This window comes from Elioraea sp., assembly GCF_051860475.1.
Classification (GTDB): Bacteria; Pseudomonadota; Alphaproteobacteria; order Acetobacterales; family Acetobacteraceae; genus Elioraea.
In genome coordinates this window covers 39360-60080 of sequence record NZ_JBHYDW010000010.1, presented here as the reverse complement: position 1 = coordinate 60080, position 20721 = coordinate 39360, and the positions used below count along the sequence as shown (strand labels likewise).

Genomic DNA, 20721 nt, shown 5'->3' with positions numbered 1-20721 from the left:
CCACGCGGAAGGAGATGCGGGTCGGAAAGTTCGCCTTGATCACGCCGGTGATCACGTCGACCGAGGGGCGCTGGGTCGCCATCAGGATGTGGATGCCGGCCGCGCGCGCCATCTGGGCGAGCCGCTGCACGGCAGCCTCGATTTCCTTGCCGGCGACGATCATCAAATCCGCCATCTCGTCGACCACCACGACGATGAACGGCAGCGCGTCGAGGCTGAGCGGCTGGTCCTCCCAGACCGGGCGGCCGGTTTCGGGATCGAAGCCGGTCTGCACGCGCCTTGTGGGTGTCTCGCCGCGCCCGCGGGCTTCCGTGACGCGCCCGTTGTAGCCGGCGATGTTGCGCACCCCGAGCTGGCTCATCAGCCGGTAGCGCCGCTCCATCTCGCGCACCGCCCATTTCAGCGCGCCGATCGCCTTGGCGGGCTCCGTCACCACCGGGGCCAGCAGATGCGGAATGCGGTCATACACCGACAGCTCCAGCATCTTGGGGTCGATCATGATGAAGCGGCACTCCTCCGGCGGGTGCCGCATCACGATCGACAGGATCATGGTGTTGATCGCGACCGACTTGCCCGCGCCCGTGGTGCCGGCGATCAGCAGATGCGGCATGCCGGCGAGATCGACGATCACCGGCGCGCCGCCGATGTCCTTGCCCAGCGCGAGGTCGAGCCGCCCCTTCGCCTTGGCCCATTCCTCCGAGCCGAGCAGTTCGGAGAGATAGACCGTCTCGCGCCGCGTGTTCGGCAGTTCGATGCCGATCGCGTTGCGCCCGGGCACCACCGCGACGCGCACGCTGATCGCGCTCATCGAGCGGGCGATGTCGTCGGCGAGGCCGATCACGCGCGAGGACTTCGTCCCCGGGGCGGGTTCGAGCTCGTAAAGGGTGACCACGGGGCCCGGGCGGATCGCGACGATCCGGCCCTGCACGCCGAAATCCGACAGCACCCCCTCGAGCAACCGCGCATTCGCCTCCAGGCTCTCGGGCGAGGGGCGGCCCGGGCGTGAGGCTGGGGGCTCGGCAAGCAGGGTGAGCGGCGGCGGCACCCAGCCCGCGCCGGCCAGCGGCAGCGAGCCCTGGGCGGCCGCGCGCTTCGGCTCGGCCGGCGGATCGACGCGCGGGCGCGGGCCACGCGACGTGGGCGGCGGCAGCGGCGCCTCGTCGACGACGGGATCGGGGCCGAGCCGAGGCTCGCGCCGCACCGCAGCGTCCACGCGCGACGTCGGCCGGCGGAACAAGGCAGGGATGGCTCGCACCCAGGCCGCCGACGCGCCCATCGCGGCTCTGCCACGCCGTACCAGGCCGCCGGCGCCCTTGGCAGCGGCGACCCCGGCGCGGCGCCACTCCAGCGGGCTCAGCCCGATCGCGACGAAGGAGAGAGCAACGGCCAAGCCCAGCGTGAACAGCGCGGCGAACACCGCTCCGAGCGCGCCGAGCACGGACTCGCCGAGCCCGAGTGCTGCGTCCATCAGCAGCGGCCCGGCTGCGCCGCCCGGCCCTGCCGGCAGCGCGCCCCCGGAGCCGAGCGGCAGCAGCGACAGCGCCGCCGCCGCGACGGGCAGGGCGGCGAGCAGGCACGCGACCCGCACCAGCGGGGCACCGACACCGCCGCGTGCGATCAGCGCGAAGGCCCAGCCGAGCGGCATGGCGACCAGCAGCCACGCGGCCAGCCCAATCCCTTGCAGCACGACGTCCGAGGCGAGAGCGCCCGTCCGCCCCGCCAGGTTCGCGACCGGCGCACCGGTCGCGGTGTTGAGCGACGCATCCGCAGGATCGTGACTCGCGAGTGCGACCGCGAGTGTCAGCCCGGCCAGCGACGCACCGAGGCCGAGCACGTCCGTCATCCTGCGGCGCAGGAACCGCGCGAGGTCGGGCGAGATCAGGCGGGGGGCAGCGTCGATGCTCATGTTCAAGGCGAACAGTAGCCGAAAACGCGCTGAAAATGAACCATGGATGCACCGACCCTGAGGATGGCGATCGGATCAGCGGGGTTCACCGGGCTGTGGATTGCAAGGCTCCGGGATAATCCCTACCCTCACGTCAGGTGCTGATCGCGCCTGTCCATCCGTGAGGAGGTCGCAATGCGGTACATCTGGCCCCGTCCCTGAAGAAGCGATCGAGGTCGATCTGAAGATCTGGAAAATCATAAACTAGCCAACGTAAAGCCGTGTAGCCCACGTCGCGGTACTCGTTTCGGTACTTGCCAATATTCTCATAGTGTGCTGCGGCGCGTTCATCGCCGAGTTCGGCGAGTTCCTTCGTCCCGATCGAATCCCACAGCAGCATGAGGTCCTGGTCCCGCAGGTACCAGTCGGCGAGCAGCGTCACGGTCTGCGGACGCAGTCGGTTTATCTTGTCGAACTCGAGCACCAGGAACCCATAGGGTTTATCGGGGCGCTTGCCGAAGCTCGGCCTTTCGGCGCCAGTGCGGATCGCTGCATTCCGCTCGCTCCAGCGGGCAAGCTCGTTGTCGTTCATCGAATCGCGCACGAACTCATACTGGGTCTGGATGGTAGCGGCGAAGGCGCTCGCGATCGCCCGCTGGGTGCGCCAGTCGTCCAGCTTCTGACGCAGGATGAACCCGGCAGCGCCAAGCAGCGCGACCGCGACGATCCCGTTCCCCTCGCCGATCCCGACGCCCCAGAGCGGTTCGGCCAGCGCTGCGAGCGCCGCCAGGACGACGGCGCCGGCGATGATCAGAACGTCGGTAAGCACGCCGCCTACAGATGCAGCGGCTTGCCGTGCGTGGCCAGCGCCGCCTCCTTCACCGCCTCGTTCAGGCTGGGATGGGCGTGGCTGGTGCGCGCGACGTCCTCCGATGACGCCCCGAACTCGATCGCGAGGGCCAGTTCGGCGATCAGCGTGCCCGCGTCCGGGCCCAGGATATGCGCGCCGAGGATGCGGTCGGTCGCGGCGTCGGCGAGGATCTTCACGAACCCGTCCGTCTCGCCCATCGCGCGGGCGCGGCCATTGGCGGTGAAGGGGAACCTGCCGGCCTTGTACGCGACCCCGCGCGACGTCATCTCTTCCTCCGTCGCGCCGACCGAGGCCACCTCGGGCGATGTATAGACGACACCGGGGATCGCCTCGTAGTTCACATGGCCGTGCTGGCCGGCGAGCGTCTCCGCCAATGCCACGCCCTCGTCCTCGGCCTTGTGGGCGAGCATCGGCCCCGCGATCACGTCGCCGATCGCCCAGATGCCGGGCACCGACGTCGCGAAGCCGTCCGTGGCCTTCACCCGGCCGCGCTCGTCGAGCTGCACGCCGACCTCAGCGAGGCCGAGGCCCTCGGTGTAGGCGCGCCGTCCGATCGCGACCAGGACGACATCGGCGGCGATCTGCTCCGCCTTGCCGCCCTTCGCCGGCTCGACCGTCAGCGTCACGCCATCATTGCCCTTGCGCGCGTCGGTCACCTTGGTGCCGAGCCGGAACGCCATCCCCTGCTTGGCGAGGATGCGCTGGAACTGCTTCGCGACCTCGCCGTCCATGGTCGGCACGATGCGGTCGAGGAACTCCACCACCGTCACCTGCGCGCCGAGGCGGCGCCACACCGAGCCGAGCTCCAGCCCGATATAGCCGCCGCCGATCACCACCAGATGGCCGGGCACGTGATCCAGCTCCAGCCCGCCGGTCGAGGTGACGATCACCCGCTCATCCACCTCCACCCCCGGCAGCGGCACCGATTCCGAGCCGGTGGCGATGACGATGTGCTTGGCCGCATAGGTCTCGCCGGCGACCTCGACCTTGCCCGGCGCGGCGATGCGGCCCTTGCCCTTCAGCCAGGTGACCTTGTTCTTGCGGAACAGGAACGCGACGCCATCGACGTTCGCCTTCACCACCTCGCCCTTGCGCGCCTGCATCCGCGCGAGGTCGAGCGCGACGCCCTCGACCTTGACCCCGTGCCCGGCGAGCGCATGCCCGGCCTCGGCGAATTTCTCCGAGGATTGCAGCAGCGCCTTGGACGGGATGCAGCCCACGTTCAGGCACGTTCCGCCGAGGGTCTCGCGCAGCTCCACGCAGGCCACCTTCAGCCCAAGCTGCGCGGCGCGGATCGCGCAGACATAGCCGCCGGGGCCGGCGCCGATCACGATGACATCGAAGGACGTGTCCGCCATGTGCGGGTGGCTCCTGTCGGGTGGGGGTCGCAGACTATCCGGACGGCGGCTTCGGCGGAACCGGGGTCGGTCCGCCGGCCGTTGCGTTGCGCCCCGATCCTTGTCACGCTCGCGGCGTGGTCGCGTCGGCGGAACCCGGCGCGCCCGCAACGAACGAAGGGAGGAACCACCGATGCGCACGCTTGCTGCCGGCGCCGTGCTCGCCATGGCCACCGGACTGTTCGCCGTCCCTGCCGCCGCCCAGAACGTCGACATCCAGTACGGCACCACGAGCCCGCCGGGCAACGTGCAGTACTACTCCTCGGAGGAGTTCATCAAGCGCGTGAACGCGCGGATCGGCAGCTTTGGCCGGATCGTGCTCTACCACTCGAGCCAGCTCGGCAGCGACGGCGAGATGCTCCAGAAGCTCCGCCTCGGCACCCAGGACATGTCGCAGCCCTCGACCATCATGTCCTCGGTCACACCCGAGTTCGGCATGTTCGACCTGCCCTACCTCGTGAAGGACCGCGCGCACATGCGGTGCATCGCGCGCGAGATCGTCTGGCCGATCCTCGCGCCGAAGGTCGAGGCGCGCGGCTACAAGATCATCGGCATCTGGGAGAACGGGTTCCGCCACATCACCAACAACGTCCGCCCGATCGTGACGCCGGCGGACCTGCGCGGCCTCAAGATCCGCGTGCCGCAGGGCGTGTGGCGCGTGAAGATGTTCCAGGCCTACGGCGCCTCGCCCTCGCCGCTGCCGTTCTCGGAGGTGTTCGTGGCCCTCCAGACCGGCGTGATGGACGGGCAGGAGAACCCCTATGTCAACGTCGATGCGGGCAAGTTCCAGGAGGTCCAGCGCTACCTGACCGAGACGCGGCACATCTACACGCCGTCCTTCCCGACCGCGTCGCTGCGCAAGTTCCGCGGCTATCCGGAGCCGGTGCAGCGCGCGATCCTGGAGGAGGCGGCCGCCGTGCAGGACTGGACCTACGAGCTCGCCGAGCGGCTCGAGACCGAGGTGCGCGACAAGCTGATCGCGGCGGGGATGCGGTTCAACCAGTCCGACCGCGACGCCTTCGTCGCCGCCAGCAAGCCGGTCTACGATCAGTTCGCCGCCGAAGTGCCGGACGGGGCCGCGCTGATCGAACGGGCGCTCGCGCTCGCCAACGGCTGCTGATCCGCGCGACCGTGCGGGAGGCAGCGGTGCGGGGCTGCGGATACGCCGCCCCGGGCGCGACGTGATGGCCGCGCTTGCCGGCGCGCGGAGCGTCCTCGAACGGATCCTCGTCGCGTTCTGCGTGCTGCAGACGGCGCTGCTCGCCCTGCTCGTCTGCGCCGCCGTCGTGCTGCGCAAGCTCGGCGCCCCGCTCATCTGGTACGACGAAATCGCCTCGATCCAGCTCGCCTGGTTGACCTACTACGGCGCGGCGCTCGCGGCGCTGCACCGGGCCCATCTCGGCGTGCCCTCGATCGTCGCTGCGCTGCCGCGGGGCCCCCGTCTGGCGCTGCTGATCGGCGGCGAGGCCCTGGTGATCGGCTTCTTCGCGCTGGTCGCCTGGTTCGGCTTGCAGGTGATCGTCATCCTCGAGGGCGACACCCTGATCTCCCTGCCCTGGGTGCCGGTCTCGTTCACCCAGTCCGTGATCCCGGTCGGCGCGGTGCTGTTCGTTGTCGCCGAGCTGCTCACCTTCCCCGAGCGCCTCGGCGAGGCCTGGCGCGGCGAGGCAAGCGTCGATCCAGAGCGCTATTTCGAGGAGCGGCGGCCGTGACCACCCTGGTCATGCTCGCCGCCCTGTTGGTCCTGGTGCTGACCAATGTCCCGATCGCGGTCGCGCTCGGGATCGTCGCGATGGGCGGGCTCTGGTACGCCCACGGCTTCGACAACCTCGTGATGAGCGCGGTCACGCTCTACGAAGGTGCGCGCAACTTCCCGCTGCTGGCGATCCCGCTGTTCACCCTCGCCGGCGCGATCATGAACACCTCGGGCATCTCGCGCCGGCTGATCGCCTTCACCTCGGCGCTGGTGGGGTTCGTGCGCGGCGGACTGGCGATGGTGAACATCGCCGCCTCGATGTTCTTCGCCGAGATCTCGGGCTCGGCGGTGGCGGACGTCGCCGCCCTTAGCTCGATCCTGATCCCGGCGATGAAGAAGCGCGGCTACTCGAAGGAGTTCGCTGCCGCGGTGACCTCCTCCTCCGCCTCGCTCGCGATCATCATTCCCCCTTCGATTCCGATGATCCTCTATGCGGTGATGGCCGACACCTCGGTGGTGCAGCTCTTTGTCGCCGGGATCGTGCCGGGCATCCTCGGCGGATTCATGCTGATGGGGCTCGCGTACTGGTTCGCGGTGCGGCTGAACTTTCCGGTCGAGGAGGTGTTCCGCCTGCGTCAGGTGTGGACCTCGCTCAAGGATGCGGGCTGGGCGCTGACCCTGCCCTTCATCATCCTCGGCGGCATCTTCGGCGGCTACGTCACCGCGACCGAGGGCGGCGGGCTCGCGGTTGCCGCGGCACTCCTGATCGGCGGGCTGATCTACCGCGACCTCGGCCTGCGAGAACTCTATGCCGGGCTGAAGGACGGCGCGATCCAGACGGCGGTGGTGATGCTGCTGGTCGCCACCTCCGCACTGCTCGGGCAGTACCTCACCCAGGCGCAGGTGCCGCAGGCGTTGACCCAGGCGATCATCAGCCTGACCCAGAACCGCTACGCCGTGCTGGCGCTGCTGAACCTGCTGTTCTTCGTGCTTGGCTTCTTCCTGCACGGGGCGGCGGCGATCATCCTGATCGTGCCGATCGTGCTGCCGATCGCCCATGCGGTCGGCATCGATCCGGTGCATTTCGGGCTGATCGTCACGCTCAATCTCGCGATCGGCCAGCAGACCCCGCCGGTGGCGAGCGTGCTGATGACCGCGTGCTCGATCGCCAAGGCGGATGTCTGGGCGGTGACGCGGATCAATGTGTGGTTCATCGGCGTCCTGATCCTGTTGCTGCTGCTGGTCACCTATGTGCCGGCGGTGTCGCTGACGCTGGTGGAGGTCTTCTACCGCTGAGACAGGAGACCACTCCGGGACTTGTCGGCCTGCACGGGCGTGCGAGAGTGGCGGCCGATCCGCCGCAGATGGACGCTGCATGCGCTACTCCGCCCTCGCGCTCCTCCGCGGCGCGCTCACCGGCCAGAGACACTGGACGCCCGCCTGGCGGGAGGCTCAGCCGAAGCCCGCCTACGACACGCTGATCGTCGGCGGCGGCGGGCACGGGCTCGCCACCGCCTACTACCTCGCCAAGGAGCATGGCATCACGAATGTGGCGGTGCTGGAGAAGAGCACCATCGGGTCCGGCAATGTCGGGCGCAACACGACCATCATCCGCTCCAACTACCTGCTGCCGGCGAATACGCATTTCTACGAGAAGTCGCTCCAGCTCTGGGAAGGGCTGGAGCAGGACATCAACTTCAACGCCATGGTCAGCCAGCGCGGCGTGCTGAACCTGTATCATTCCGATGCCCAGCGCGATGCCTATGCGCGGCGCGGCAATGCGATGCGCCTCGCCGGCGTGGACGCCGAACTGCTCGACACGGCCGCCGTGCGCGCGATGGTGCCCGGGCTCGACATGGACAACGCGCGTTTCCCGGTGAAGGGGGGCCTGCTGCAGCGGCGCGGCGGCACGGTGCGCCACGACGCGGTCGCCTGGGGCTACGCGCGCGCGGCGGATACGCGCGGTGTCGACATCATCCAGAACTGCGAGGTGACCGGGATCGATGTGGTGCAGGGTCGCGTGACCGGGGTGCAGACCACGCGCGGGCCCATCCGCACGCGCCGCATCGGGCTTGCGGCTGCCGGCAATTCCTCGCGCGTCGCCGCGATGGCCGGGCTCCGTCTGCCGATCGAGAGCCACGTGCTCCAAGCCTTCGTCAGCGAGGGGATCAAGCCGGTGCTCGACACTGTCGTCACCTTCGGCGCGGGGCACTTCTATGTCAGCCAGTCCGACAAGGGCGGGCTCGTCTTCGGCGGCGACATCGACGGCTACAACAGCTACGCGCAGCGGGGGAACCTGCCGGTGGTCGAAGAGGTGATGGAATGCGCGGTGGCGCTGTTCCCCGCCTTCTCGCGCCTGCGCACCCTGCGTCAGTGGGGCGGCATCATGGACATGTCGATGGACGGCTCGCCGATCATCGGCACCACGCCGATCGACGGGCTCTTCCTCAACTGCGGCTGGTGCTATGGCGGGTTCAAGGCCACGCCCGCCTCGGGCTGGTGTTTCGCGCACACGATCGCCACCGGCGCGCCGCATCCGCTGAACGCGGCCTTCACGCTCGATCGTTTCCGCACCGGCGCGATGATCGACGAGAAGGGTGCGGGTGCGACGCCCAATCTGCACTGATGCGGGTTCCCTGCCCCTGCTGCGGCCCGCGCGGCAACGAGGAGTTCACCTATCTCGGCCCCGCCGGGCTCGCGCGCCCGGCGCCGGACGCGTCCGACGAGGCGTGGCACGCCTACATGCATGAGCGCGACAACCCGGCCGGGCCGCATCACGAGCTGTGGTGGCACGGCCAGGGCTGCCGGGCCTGGATCGTGGTGACGCGCGATACCCGCACGCACCGGATCGAGGGCGCCGTCCTGGCGCGCGACCCGGAGGCCACGCCATGACCGGCGCGGCCGCGCAGCCGTTCCGTCTTGCCGCCGGCGGGCTGGTCGACCGCACACGGCCGCTCTCGTTCACCTTCGACGGACGGCGGCTGACGGGCCATGTCGGCGACACGCTCGCCGCCGCGCTGCTCGCGAACGGGATCCACCTGGTCGGGCGGTCGTTCAAGCTGCACCGGCCGCGCGGCATCGTCTCGGCAGGGCCGGAGGAGCCGAACGCGCTGGTCGAACTGCGCAGCGGCGCGCGGCGCGAGCCGAACACGCGCGCGACCACGATCGAACTCTTCGACGGACTCGCCGCCGCCAGCCAGAACCGGTGGCCGTCGCTGCGCGTCGATGCGATGGCGGTGGCCGGGCTGTTCGCGCCGCTGCTCGCGGCCGGGTTCTACTACAAGACCTTCATGTGGCCGGCCGCGTTCTGGGAACGCGTCTATGAGAGGCTGATCCGCCGCGCCGCCGGGCTCGGCCGGGCGGCCGAGGCGCCCGATCCGCCCCGCTACTAGCCGGAGTATCTGCACTGCGACGTGCTGTTGATGGGGGCGGGCCCCGCGGGTCTAACGCCGGCGCGCGCGGCCACGCGGGCCGGCGCGCGCACGGTGCTGGTCGAGGAGGATTGGCGTCTCGGCGGACGCGCGCTCGCCGAGGCCATGGAGATCGACGGCATGCCGGCCGCGCGCTGGGTGCAGACGGTCGAGGACGAAGTCGCCGCGGCACCGCGCTGCCGCATCCTGCGCCGCACCGCCGCCTATGGGTTGTTCGATCACGGCGTGGTCGGCGCGGTGGAGCGCGTGGCCGACCATCTGCCCGAGCCGCCCGCGCATCTGCCGCGCCAGCGCGCCTGGCGTATCGTCGCGCGACGCATCGTCGTCGCGGCAGGCGCGATCGAGCGGCCGATCGTGTTCGCCGGCAACGACCGCCCGGGCGTGATGCTCGCCGGCGCCGTGCGCGCCTACCTGCACCGCTATGCCGTGCGGCCGGGACAGCGCGCCGTGGTGTTCACCGCCGGCGACGACGGCTGGCGTACATTACCCGCGCTCGCAGCTGCCGGCGTCGAGGTCACCGCCGTCGTCGATCCCCGCACCGAGATCGCGCCGCCGCTGCGCGCACTCGCCGATCGGACGGGCGCGCCGCTGATCACCGGCACGGTGGTCGGCACGGTCGGCCGCCAGCGCCTCGCCGCGGTCGATTGGCGCGATGCGCGCGGCGAGGTGACGCGCATGCGCGCCGATCTGCTCGCGGTCTCCGGCGGCTGGAACCCGTCGATCCATCTCGCCTGCCATCTCGGCGCGCGGCCGCGCTGGGATGAGAGGGCGCGCGGCTTCCTGCTGGAGACACCGCCCGAGGGCGTGTCGCTTGCCGGCGCTGCCGCCGGACACGGGACGCTCGCGGCCGCGCTCGCCGACGGGCTCGCGGCTGGCGAGACCGCCGCGCGCGACTGCCGCTACACGCCGACACCCGCGCAGCCGCCGCGCGCGGAGGACGAGCCGCGCGACGGTGTCGCCCTGTTCCACGTGCCCTCGCGCGGCAAGGCCTTCGTCGATCTGCAGAACGACGTCACGGCCGATGACATCGCCCTCGCCCATCGCGAGGGCTACCGCGCGGTCGAGCACCTGAAACGCTACACCACCCTCGGCATGGCGACCGACCAGGGCAAGACCGCCAGCGTGCCCGGCATCGCCATCATGGCGGAGCTGACCGGGCGCGGCATCGGCGGCACCGGCACGACGACCTTCCGCCCGCCCTGGACGCCTGTCGCGATCGGCGCGCTCGCCGGCCCGCATCGCGGCCGCCACTTCCGCCCGACGCGCCGCACCCCGACCCATGCCTGGGCCGAGGCGCAGGGCGCGAGCTTCGTCGAGGTCGGACCGTGGCTGCGCGCGCAGTGGTACGCGCGGCCCGGCGAGACGCGCTGGCAGGACAGCGTCGCCCGCGAGGTGCGGACGGTGCGCGAGGCGGTCGGCGTGTGCGACGTCTCGACCCTTGGCAAGATCGAGGTGGTGGGACCGGACGCCGCCGCGTTCCTCGATTTCGTCTATGCCGGCATGGTCTCCACGCTGCGCGTCGGCCGCGTCCGCTACGGGCTGATGCTGCGCGAGGACGGGTTCGTGCTGGATGACGGCACGGTCGCGCGCCTGGCCGAGGACCGCCTCTTCCTCACCACCACCACCGCGAACGCGGGCCGGGTGATGCAGCATCTCGAACACGCGCACCAGGTGCTGCGACCGGAGCTGGACCTCGCCATGCTCTCGGTGACGGATGCCTGGGCGCAGCTCTCGATCGCCGGGCCGCGCTCGCGCGACCTGCTCGCCGCTCTCCTCGATCCCGACGTGGACATCACCGACGAGGCGCTGCCGCACATGGCGCTGACGACCGCCAGCGTGGGCGGCGTGCCCGTGCGCGTCTATCGCCTCTCCTTCTCCGGCGAGCGCGCCTACGAGATCGGCATTCCGCCCGACTACGGCACGGCGCTGATCGAGCGAATCATGGCGGTCGGTGCACCGCTCGGCATCGCGCCCTACGGCACCGAGGCGCTCGGCGTGCTGCGCATCGAGAAGGGCCACCCCGCCGGCGGCGAGCTGAACGGCCACACGACGGCGGCCGATCTCGGCCTCGCGCGGCTCGTCTCCACGCGCAAGGACTGCATCGGCGCGCGCATGGCCAAGCGACCGGCGCTCGCCGATCCCGCCCGCCCCGCGCTCGTCGGGCTCAAGCCGCGCGACGGGCGCAGCGAGATCCGTGCCGGCGCACATCTGCTCGCTCCCGGCGCCGCGGAGACGACCGACAACGGCGAGGGCTACGTCACCTCGGCCTGCGTCTCGCCCACGCTCGGCCATCCGATCGCGCTCGCGCTGCTGCGCCGCGGCCCGTCCCGCATCGGCGAGACGGTGCGCGTGTACGACCCGCTGCGCGGCGGCGACACGCTCGCCGAGGTGTGCGCGCCCGTGTTCGTCGATCCAGAAGGAGGGCGCACCCGTGGCTGACCTCGCCCGTCTCCAGGCGCTCGATGGCGTCGCGCAGCCGGGCCGGTCGGGCCGCCCGGACGGCGAGCACGGGGTGCGGCTGTCCACCCTCGACGGCGAGGGCTTGGTCGCGCTCGCGCCGCGCCGGGGGCGGCGCGACGAGCTCGCGGCGCGGCTCCGCACGGCGTTTGGCGTCGGCCTGCCCGATCCCGGCCGGGCGACCGCCGGACCCGATGGCGTGGCGGTGCTGTGGGGCGGGCTCGGCCAGTACCTCGTCATGCTGCCTGCGGACGGGCTGCGCGCCGCGTCACGGCTCGCAGCGGTGATCGGCGATGCCGGGGCGGCTACGGCTCTACCCGGCGCGCGCACAGTGATCATGGTCAGCGGACCCGACGCGACCGAGGCACTGTCACGCCTGCTGCCGATCGACCTCGACGCGCAGGCGTTTCCGCCGGGCAGCGTCGCGCACACCCTCGCCGGCCATGTCAGCGTACTGGTCTGGCGGCGCGAGGACGACATGGTGCTCGGCTGCAACCGTTCCTTCGGCGCCGAGCTCTGGCACGCCTGCATCGAGGCCGGATGCGCCTTCGGAGTCGTCACATGATCCGGACTCGCCGGAGACATCGAACCTCTGGCACCATTCACCGCAATCCGCAGAACGGGGGAGAAAAGCGATGACAACCCGACCCACACGACGCTGGACGATCGGCGGCGCGATCGCCGCCTGCCTCGCCTTCGCCGCGCCGCTGCCTGCCGCGGCGCAACAGGCGGGCGACACGCTCAGCCGCATCCTGCGCGAGGGCGTGCTGAAGGTGGGCGTGCGCGCCGACTACCGGCCCTGGGGCTTCCGCAACCCGGCCGGCGAGTTCGTCGGCATGGAGATCGAGATGGCGAAGGACGTCGCCGCCACGCTCGGCGTGCGGCCCGAGTTCGTCCCCGTGGTGGCGGCGAACCGGATGCAGTTCCTCGCCCAGGGGCAGATCGACCTGATGATCGCGACGATGTCCGACACGGCCGAGCGCCGGCGCGTGGTCGGCATCGTGCACCCGAACTACTACTCCTCGGGCTTCAACGTGCTGTTGCCCAAGCAGGTGGCCTCGACCGACTGGACCGCATTGCGCGGCCGCCAGCTCTGCGCGATCCAGGGGGCGTGGTACAACCGTCCGGCGACCGAACGCTACGGGGTGGACATCCTCGCCTTCACCGGGATCGCCGAGGTCGAGACCGCGCTGCGCCAGCGCCGCTGCGTCGGCTGGCTCTACGACGACAACTTGATCGCGGTGATGATCGCCTCCGGCCAGTGGAACGACTTCCACATGCCGCTGCCGAGCCAGAGCGACACGCCCTGGGGCCTCGCCGTGCGGCTCGACGATCTCGACAAGCCCTGGGGCCGGTTCATGTCCGGCATGGTCGCGCACTGGCACCGCTCGGGGAAGCTGCTCGCCTGGGAGAAGGAAGCCGGGATCGCCGAGAGCGCGTTCCTGCGCCGCATGCACGAGGCGCTGAAGGATCACGTCCAATAGCGCAAGGGGGGCGGGGGCATGATGCCCCCGCTCATGCATCTTGGACCTGATCGAGTCCGTCTTCCGGGGGCTGAACGAGTCCGCCGGGATCAACCTCACCATCCTCTACGACCCGTTCGACCGGTCGCGGTTCTGGGCGGGCTTGCTGATGACCGTGTACCTCGCCGCGACCTCGGTGGTGGCGAGCGTGGTGCTCGGCGTGCTGGGGGCGGCGGCACAGAAATCGCCGTTCGCGCCGCTGCGCTGGCTGACCGACGCCTATGTCGCGTTCTTCCGCAACACCCCGCCGCTTGTGCAGATGTACTTCTTCTTCTTCGGCCTCGGCTCGATCACGCCGAGCGTGCCCGATGATCTCGGCTTCCCCACGCCGCTGATCGGCAATGTCGCCTGGGCGATCGTCGCGCTTGCGCTGTTCGCCGGGGCGTTCAATGTCGAGATCTTCCGCAGCGGCGTCGAGGCCGTGCCGCAGGGCACCGCGGAGGCCGCCACCGCGCTCGGCCTCACCCGCCTGCAATCCTATCGCCTCGTGGTGCTGCCACTCGCGTTCCGCATCTGCCTGCCGGCGCTGAACAACAACCTCGTCAACCTGGTGAAGACGACCACGCTCGCCTACGCGATCGGCGTACCGGAGATGCTGTACGTGTCGAACCAGATCTGGTCCGACGCGCTCAACGTGCCGGAGATGATGACGACGCTGCTGATCCTCTATATCGGCCTGGTCACGCTGCTGGTTTGGGCGATGCATCGCTGGGAACGCGCCTTGCGCCTGCCGGGGTTCGGCGAGCGATGACGCGCGCGCCGGACGGCAAGGCAGCCGGCTTCGCGCTGCTGCTCGTGCTCGCGGGCTCCGCCTGGGCGCAGGCCGCCACGCCGGCCGCCGACGGGGTCCTGACGGCGCTGATCCGCTGGGCGCCGCTGATCGGCCAGGGCTTCGTGCTGAACGTGCTGATCAGCGTGATCGCCATGGCGGTCGGCACGCTGCTCGGGCTGTTCCTCGGCCTCGGCCAGGTCGCGCCGTCGCGCTGGCTCTCGCGCCCCTCGGTCGTCGCGACGCAGTTCTTCCGCAACGCGCCGTGGCTCGTATTGCTGTTCTACTGCATCTTCATCCTGCCGTTCCGCGTCACCGTTCTCGGCACCACCGTTGACGTGCCCAACTGGCTGCGCGCGACCGCCGGGCTGACGCTGCCGGTGATGGCGAACGTCTCTGAGATCGTGCGCGGCGCGGTGCAGTCGGTGCCGTCCGGGCAGTGGGAGGGGGCGGCGAGCCTCGCGCTGTCGCGGCGGCGGACGCTGTGGCTCGTGATCCTGCCGCAATGCGTCAAGCGGATGCTGCCGCCCTGGATGAATCTCTACGCCATCCTGCTGATGTCCACGCCGCTCGCGAGCATCGTCGGGGTCGAGGAGGCGCTGACCATGACGCGCAACGCGCTCGGCGCAGAGCGGCGGAGCGAGCTGCTGATCCCGTTCTATGGTGCGCTGCTGGTCGCGTTCTTCTGCGCCTGCTGGCCGGTCGCGCTGGCGACGCGGCGGCTCGAGGCTTGGGCGGGGCGCGAACGGACGGCGTGAGAAGGGAGTGGTAGCGGCGGGCAGACTTGAACTGCCGACCCCGGCATTATGAGTGCCGGGGTGGGTGCCTCCGCGTAATTCCGTGACGTTCCGCAGGATCGCGCTAACTCTTTGTATTTTCTATGGTTAGACCCGGCCCTCTTGCCGCACGCCTCCGCACGAATCCGCTTGCGTTCGCACCGCGCGTCCGGTCAATGTCCGGTCAGAATGCACCACGGCACTTTGGTGCATGGGGCGCGAAGCCCGTCCGGTCAGAGAGGAATTCCGCATGAAGGTACTGCGCGAGGGTCCGGTGCGGATCACCAAGCAGACGATCGACGCGGTATGGCGACGGCGCGCATCCGGCCAGCGCGTCGTCATCACCGACCTTCCCTGCCGCGGGCTGGCGTTGATCGTGAATGCGCAGTCGATGTCGTGGGTCTACAGCTACAAGCCGCGCGGGATCGATTCCACAACCGGCCGCCGGTTTCCGACCAAGAGCGTCACCATCGGCAGCCCAGAGACGCATGCGCCAGAGGCCGCACGCAGCGCGGCCGGTCAGCTGAAGGGCCAAAACAAGGCTGGCATTGATCCCGCTCAGCAGCGTCGTGCCGTTATCGCCGCGGCCGCCGAGCGGCGCGCCTTAACCGTCGATCGCTTGGCGGACGACTATGCGAAGCACCTTCCAGCAAGGGCGAAGCTCCGAGGCGCCGGACGGGTGTCGCCCGACTACGCCGCTCGAGAAGCCGCTCGCGTGAAAGCCGCGGTCGCCAACATGAACGCATCGGGCAAGGGCGTCGCGGACCTGACGGATCGCGACATCCGCATCCTGCTCAAGGCTACCGCCGGCGAGCCAGGAGCGGCACGACATCGCTTCGGTGCGCTCTCGCGCTTTCTCGACTGGTGCCGCGATGAAGGCTACGTCGCAGCCAACCCGTGTCTCGCGATTGGGAAGGATCGCCGCCCCAAGCCAATACCCGCACGCCAACATGTGTTGCGTCTCGCCGAGCTTGCAGAGCTCTGGCACGCCGCGGGAAGGGCAGAGAAGCTCGCGACGGCGCAGCGTGACCTTCTGCGGTTCCTGATCGCCGTGCCGTGCCGGCGTTCGGAGGCGGCTTCGCTCGATTGGGCGCATCTCGATCTGGACGCCGAGCAATGGTCGCAGCCGGGAACGTTGACGAAGAACGGCGATCCTCACCGCTTTCATCTTCACCCATTGGCGCTGGCGATCCTACGCGAGCGTTGGGTGGGCGCAGAACGCCCGAAGGCAGGCCTTGTGTTCCCTGCGCCAAGGTCAGGTGATCGACTCACGACCTTCTCTGCACTCAAAGGAGCAATCGTTGCGGAGTCCGGCACGGGCGACTGGCGCCTGCACGATTTTCGCCGCAGCTTTGCGACCGCGCTCGGAGAGGCCGGAGTTGCGGAGCCCGTGATCGACGCGATCCTGAACCACAGGCAAAGCGCAACCCGCGGCGGTGTGCTCGGTGTCTATCAGCGCGCGCAGCGCTGGCCGGAACAGGTGACCGCGATGAAGCGCTGGGGCGTGATGCTCGAGAACGCAATGGCTGCGGAGCCGTTACCGACGGGAGACGTGGTACCGTTCCGCGGCGCGATGGAGCAGATGCGGACCTGACGCCGTGACCTGCCGGACCGAACCAAGTGTTGCGGGCGGCCGGCAGCTCGAAGGTGCGAGGGACGGCCCGCCCCCCCGGTGGCTCAAGTCAGATCAGCGGGTCCCATCCGTGAGGACCGACACCACGAATTTTTCGGTGGCCGCAGCGGCCGAGAATGGGCAGTCCGTACCAGATGCCCCCTCTCGCGGACATCGCTCTTCGCACAGGACGGACGATCATGTTGATTTCGCGTGGCTTTCTGGAGTGGCCATCGGCTGTGTACCGTGTGTCGATGGTGCTCATGAAACGGCCGTCCAGGTAACGCAGCAGCAGGTGAGCCGACGAGGAATCGACGGCCTGGTCCGAACTGCGCCGTTGGGCGGATTCACATGCAGGACAGCGTTGGTGGGCATCCGTTGTCGATCGTATATTGCCAACGTGCCTGTGACGCCCAGGGGGGGCGATTCGCAGAGAGTGCCCATAGCTGGCACGAGCAGGTCCGGATTTGCCGGACGTTCTGCCCGCGTTGGGCTACGCCAGTGAGCTGTAGGGCATGTCGGATCCAATCGAACCGATCATCCTGCTCATCGAGGAGCTCTGGGGGAGCTGCCTCCCCGACCCAGCCCGTACTGTGGTCGCAACATGCCTGGAGGGGGCGATCGAGAATGCTCGCACCGAGAACGGGCTGGATTTCCTTCCCCGTGCCGAGATCCGGCGAGAGATCATTGCCCTGCAACGTTTAGCCAGTCGGACACGCGCTGGTTGGGATCCACGGCGGGAGGGTCTCAAGCGCCCGAGCGACGACACGCTCATGTGGCTGGGGCAACCTCTCGACGCTTGGACGACCGCCGACGGTCGCCGAGCAACTGTCGCTGCCGCACAGAGAGCGCGTCTCGACTCGTTTAACGGGATGCGCAGCGGGCCCGGTCGCCGACCCAACATGGCAAAGCGCGGGCTCGGAGCCGCTGTCTACGACCTCTTTGCTACGATCAATCATGAATTCAGCGACGCCACGTCCTCAGCGACCGCACGGGCGAATCTACAGCCAACCAGCACACCGAAGGGCCCCTTCGTCCGACTGCTTCAGGCATGCTTTCGGGCCGCAGGACTCCCACCAGGCAACGCGAAGGCAATCGCGGCAAAAATTATCTCTCAGAACCATCGCGACAGCCGTGACCATTGGGAATTGCGTGACGAACGAGAACAGGAACGCCGCAAATTGATGCGTAAGCGTTCGATTTCCGACAATTAGGTTGAGACTGTCGCACCAGTACGCGGCTGTGCGGGATGATGCGGGCCATAGAGTCCACGAACGGAGAGCCCGATGACTGCGTCTCCCCTCATCCCTCGTCGCCACGAAGCGCGGCAATCTGCGGTCGACTGGGCGCGCCTGCCGCCCAATCCCAATCCCGATCAGCTGCCACGGTTCGCCACACGCAAGCAGCTGGCCGTGATCCACCAGCGCTATTTCGGACCTCTGAGTCCGCGAACTCTTGAGAGGCTGCCGATCCCATATCGCCGGGTGCGGGGGATGCCCGCTCTGTATGACGTGAGGGAGTTCCTCGCCTGGGCCGAGCGGCGTATGGCTGGCGCGGCGCGGCTTATCGGCGGCAGCCAGCGAAGCCCCGTGCCAGACCGTGATGTTGGATAAGCAACCGCCGGGCGCAGAGCGCGGCCCGGCGGAGAGAACGCGCAAGACTGTGCTGACACCGAGTCTGTAGCGCATCTCTCGCTGTCGTTCCAGCGTCACGCGCGTCCGGTTCCCGCGATCGGGAGCCAGCCATGTACTTTCGCAGACCCATCGAGCTCACAAGCCTCAACGACCGCGCAGGAGACCTTGCGGAGCAGCTGCTCGGCGCGCCGACGCAGCGCGGCCGCAGCGAATGGCGCTGGGGCCGGCGTGGCTCGTTCGCGCTGGTGGTCGCGGGCGAGCGTCGCGGCCAGTGGTTCGACCACGAAGCCGGCGCGGGCGGCGATCTGCTCGCCCTGGTGCAGCGTGAGCGCCGTTACACCTTCCCCGAGGCGTTGGCGTGGGCGCTGACGTGGCTCGGCAATGCGCCGCACCTCGCTTACCCGCCACAGCGCGAGGCGCGTCAGCGGCCTTCCCTGAGTCAGCCCGAGCCCGGCCCGACGGTGGAGTGCGCGCGCCACCTCTGGCGCGAGAGCACCCCGGCGCGGGGCACGATCGTCGAGCGCTACCTCGCCGGCCGCGGCCTCGCTCTGCCCGAGCCGCCCGACGATGCGCGCGTGCTGCGCTTCCATCGCGCCTGTCCGCGGCGCACGCCGGAGGACGAAGCACGGATCGAGCACCACCCGGCGATGCTCGCGCTGATGACCGACCCGCTGACCGGCAAGCCGTGCGGGCTGCACCGCACCTTCCTCCGCCCGGACGGCTCGGATCGGCTGCGCGACCGCAAGGGCAGGGCGATGCTCGGCGCGGTCGGTGTGGTGCGCCTCTCGCGTGACGACGACATGACACTCGGGCTCGGCATCGCCGAGGGCATCGAGACGAGCCTGAGCGTGATGCAGCGCTTCGGCTGGCGGCCGGTGTGGGCGGCGACCAGCGCGGGCGCGATCGCGCGCCTGCCGGTGCTGCCGGGCGTCGAGGCGCTGACCATCTTCGCCGACGCCGATGGTGCCGGGATCGCGGCGGCGCAGGCCGCGGCCGCGCGCTGGCGCGAGGCCGGGCGCAGCGTGCGCATCCTCCGCCCGCCCGCCGGCGACTTCAATGACCTGGCGACGGAGCGCGCGGCGTGATGGACGGCGAAGCAACCCCGGCCCGCATCAGCCCCGAGGCGCTCCTGCGCGACGTTGGTGTCGCTGAGGAACTGCCGGCGACCGCCTGCGCATCGGACATCAGAGCGCCCGATCTCAAGGAGGAGGTCACGCGTCTCGCGAGACTCGATTCGATCACCTATGACCATGAGCGCAAGGCAGCAGCGAGGCGCCTCGGCATCTCCCGCGTGTCGTCCCTGGACGACCTCGTGAAGAAGGCTCGAAAAGGGCAAAGCCAAGCGACCGATGGCGTCCAGGGCAGTCCGTTGGAGATCAAGGACCGCGAAGCCTGGCCGGAACCCGTTAAGGCCGGCGAGCTACTCGGCGAGGTGAGTGATTTCCTCTGTCGCCACGTCGTCATGAAGCCCGAGGAAGGGGATGCCATCGCGGTCTGGTGCCTCTGCACCTATCTCAGCGCCGCGTTTGATCATGCGCCCAAGCTGCACTTCACCAGCCCGGAGAAGGGAAGCGGCAAGACCACCCTCCTCGACCTCATCCAACTGGTGGTTCAGAGGCCGCTGCTGGCCGGCGGGATCACCGCCTCGGCCTTGTTCCGTTCGATCGCGCTGGCAAGACCGACGCTACTCCTCGATGAGGCCGATGCCGTGCTGCGCGACAATGAGGACCTGCGCGCAATCCTCAACGTTTCGCATCGCCGCGACGGTAGTGTGATCCGCAGCGTCGGCGACGCCCACGAGCCCCGGGTCTTTCCGTGCTACGCGTTCATGGCGATCGCCGGCATCGGCACGCTGCCCGGCACCGTTGCCGACCGGTCGATCGCGATCCGCCTCCACCGGGCTGCCCCGCATGAGCGGCCCGCGCGCGTCATGCGGGCGACCAGGCACGATGGGACAGGGCTCGGCGCCCGCCTCGCCCGCGTCGCCCACGAAATCGCACCGCTCCTGGACGAGGATCCGTCGCTGCCTGGGATGCTGTCGAACCGCGCTGCCGACAACTGGCGACCCCTCTTTGCCGTCGCGCTCGCTATCGGTGGCGGCTGGCGCGAGCGGCTGACCGCGGCCGTGCGCGCTTTGTCAGGCCAAGGGCATGACGCCACGTCGGCGGGAGTCGACCTCCTTGCCGATATCCGGTCCCTCTTTGTCAGGAGTTCGGACACGCGGATGACATCCGAAGACATCTGCAACGGCCTTGCGGAGATGGAAGATCGTCCCTGGCCGGAGTGGAAGGCAGGGCGCCCGATCACAGCAACGCAACTGGCGCGCCTGCTCGGACCCTTCGGGATCAGACCGACCACCGTCCGGGCCACGGCGACCCGAGCCAAAGGGTATCACCGCGATGCGTTCGAAGAGGCATGGCAGCGGTACCTACCGCCTTCCTCCAGGCCCGAGCCGTGACACCGTGACACGCAAGGAAGACCTGATACTTCCGGCATGTCCAACACGTGACAGGCCCCATCCGATGGTCCCGCCTGTCACGGCTCGCGTGCGCGGCCGAAACCAGTGTTTGCCTCGCATGTCACGCCGTCACGGCTCGCAGCCGCGGACGCCAGCCGAAGAGCCGCAGAAGGCCCCGCGGAGATCCCCTTCGACATCCAACGTTGGCCCAG

General features: G+C 69.6%; 18 protein-coding genes. 15 read left to right on the top strand and 3 right to left on the bottom strand.

Features of this window, described 5'->3' with window-relative positions; translation table 11 throughout:
• The 3 genes from ACTIFU_RS03645 to lpdA form a co-directional block, all read right to left on the bottom strand.
• Positions 1-1906 (bottom strand): DNA translocase FtsK 4TM domain-containing protein (locus ACTIFU_RS03645; RefSeq protein ID WP_439576929.1); only part of this gene is annotated, 1906 nt, incomplete at its 3' end.
• A 133-nt stretch (positions 1907-2039) separates the two neighbouring features.
• Entirely contained in the window at positions 2040-2714 is a 675-nt protein-coding gene (locus ACTIFU_RS03640) for a hypothetical protein (protein ID WP_439576928.1), read from the bottom strand.
• Positions 2715-2719: 5 nt separating this feature from the next.
• Positions 2720-4114, bottom strand: a complete 1395-nt coding sequence (gene lpdA / locus ACTIFU_RS03635; RefSeq protein WP_439576927.1) for a dihydrolipoyl dehydrogenase — start codon at positions 4112-4114, stop codon at positions 2720-2722.
• A gap of 172 nt (positions 4115-4286) precedes the next feature.
• On the opposite strand from lpdA, the gene ACTIFU_RS03630 reads away from it, so the two are divergent.
• The 15 genes from ACTIFU_RS03630 to ACTIFU_RS03560 all read left to right on the top strand — a co-directional run bounded on the left by ACTIFU_RS03630 (position 4287) and on the right by ACTIFU_RS03560 (position 20509).
• Positions 4287-5273 carry a TRAP transporter substrate-binding protein gene (locus tag ACTIFU_RS03630; RefSeq protein ID WP_439576926.1) on the top strand — a complete coding sequence of 329 codons (987 nt, stop codon included), beginning with the start codon at positions 4287-4289 and terminating at the stop codon, positions 5271-5273.
• Between the two features lie 64 nt (positions 5274-5337).
• On the top strand, positions 5338-5865 hold the full coding sequence (locus tag ACTIFU_RS03625; RefSeq protein WP_439576925.1) for a TRAP transporter small permease: 528 nt from the start codon (positions 5338-5340) through the stop codon (positions 5863-5865).
• On the top strand, positions 5862-7145 hold the full coding sequence (locus ACTIFU_RS03620) for a TRAP transporter large permease (protein ID WP_439576924.1): 1284 nt from the start codon (positions 5862-5864) through the stop codon (positions 7143-7145). The genes ACTIFU_RS03625 and ACTIFU_RS03620 overlap by 4 nt, the downstream gene beginning before the upstream one ends.
• 79 nt (positions 7146-7224) lie before the next feature.
• Positions 7225-8475 (top strand): sarcosine oxidase subunit beta family protein, encoded by a 1251-nt coding sequence (locus ACTIFU_RS03615; protein WP_439576923.1) that lies wholly within the window; start codon positions 7225-7227, stop codon positions 8473-8475.
• Positions 8475-8741 carry a sarcosine oxidase subunit delta gene (locus tag ACTIFU_RS03610; protein ID WP_439576922.1) on the top strand — a complete coding sequence of 89 codons (267 nt, stop codon included), beginning with the start codon at positions 8475-8477 and terminating at the stop codon, positions 8739-8741. Before ACTIFU_RS03615 ends, ACTIFU_RS03610 begins: the two co-directional genes overlap by 1 nt.
• Positions 8738-9241 carry a 2Fe-2S iron-sulfur cluster-binding protein gene (locus ACTIFU_RS03605; RefSeq protein ID WP_439576921.1) on the top strand — a complete coding sequence of 168 codons (504 nt, stop codon included), beginning with the start codon at positions 8738-8740 and terminating at the stop codon, positions 9239-9241. The genes ACTIFU_RS03610 and ACTIFU_RS03605 overlap by 4 nt, the downstream gene beginning before the upstream one ends.
• Before the next feature lie 30 nt (positions 9242-9271).
• Positions 9272-11719, top strand: a complete 2448-nt coding sequence (locus ACTIFU_RS03600) for a glycine cleavage T C-terminal barrel domain-containing protein (protein WP_439576920.1) — start codon at positions 9272-9274, stop codon at positions 11717-11719.
• Positions 11712-12302, top strand: a complete 591-nt coding sequence (locus ACTIFU_RS03595) for a sarcosine oxidase subunit gamma (RefSeq protein WP_439576919.1) — start codon at positions 11712-11714, stop codon at positions 12300-12302. Before ACTIFU_RS03600 ends, ACTIFU_RS03595 begins: the two co-directional genes overlap by 8 nt.
• Before the next feature lie 70 nt (positions 12303-12372).
• Entirely contained in the window at positions 12373-13221 is an 849-nt protein-coding gene (locus tag ACTIFU_RS03590; protein ID WP_439576918.1) for a transporter substrate-binding domain-containing protein, read from the top strand.
• A gap of 40 nt (positions 13222-13261) precedes the next feature.
• Complete coding sequence (locus ACTIFU_RS03585) at positions 13262-14011, top strand: amino acid ABC transporter permease (RefSeq protein WP_439576917.1); 750 nt, start codon at positions 13262-13264, stop codon at positions 14009-14011.
• The gene (locus ACTIFU_RS03580) at positions 14008-14787 is read left to right on the top strand and encodes an amino acid ABC transporter permease (RefSeq protein WP_439576916.1); all 780 of its coding nucleotides are present in this window, start codon (positions 14008-14010) and stop codon (positions 14785-14787) included. The genes ACTIFU_RS03585 and ACTIFU_RS03580 overlap by 4 nt, the downstream gene beginning before the upstream one ends.
• Before the next feature lie 268 nt (positions 14788-15055).
• A complete protein-coding gene (locus ACTIFU_RS03575) occupies positions 15056-16399 on the top strand; it encodes a tyrosine-type recombinase/integrase (protein WP_439576915.1) in 1344 nt (447 codons plus the stop codon).
• A gap of 533 nt (positions 16400-16932) precedes the next feature.
• Positions 16933-17631 carry a hypothetical protein gene (locus ACTIFU_RS03570; protein WP_439576914.1) on the top strand — a complete coding sequence of 233 codons (699 nt, stop codon included), beginning with the start codon at positions 16933-16935 and terminating at the stop codon, positions 17629-17631.
• A gap of 530 nt (positions 17632-18161) precedes the next feature.
• Positions 18162-19136, top strand: a complete 975-nt coding sequence (locus ACTIFU_RS03565; protein WP_439576913.1) for a DUF7146 domain-containing protein — start codon at positions 18162-18164, stop codon at positions 19134-19136.
• On the top strand, positions 19136-20509 hold the full coding sequence (locus tag ACTIFU_RS03560) for a DUF3631 domain-containing protein (RefSeq protein WP_439576912.1): 1374 nt from the start codon (positions 19136-19138) through the stop codon (positions 20507-20509). Before ACTIFU_RS03565 ends, ACTIFU_RS03560 begins: the two co-directional genes overlap by 1 nt.
• The last annotated feature ends 212 nt before the right edge of the window (positions 20510-20721 follow it).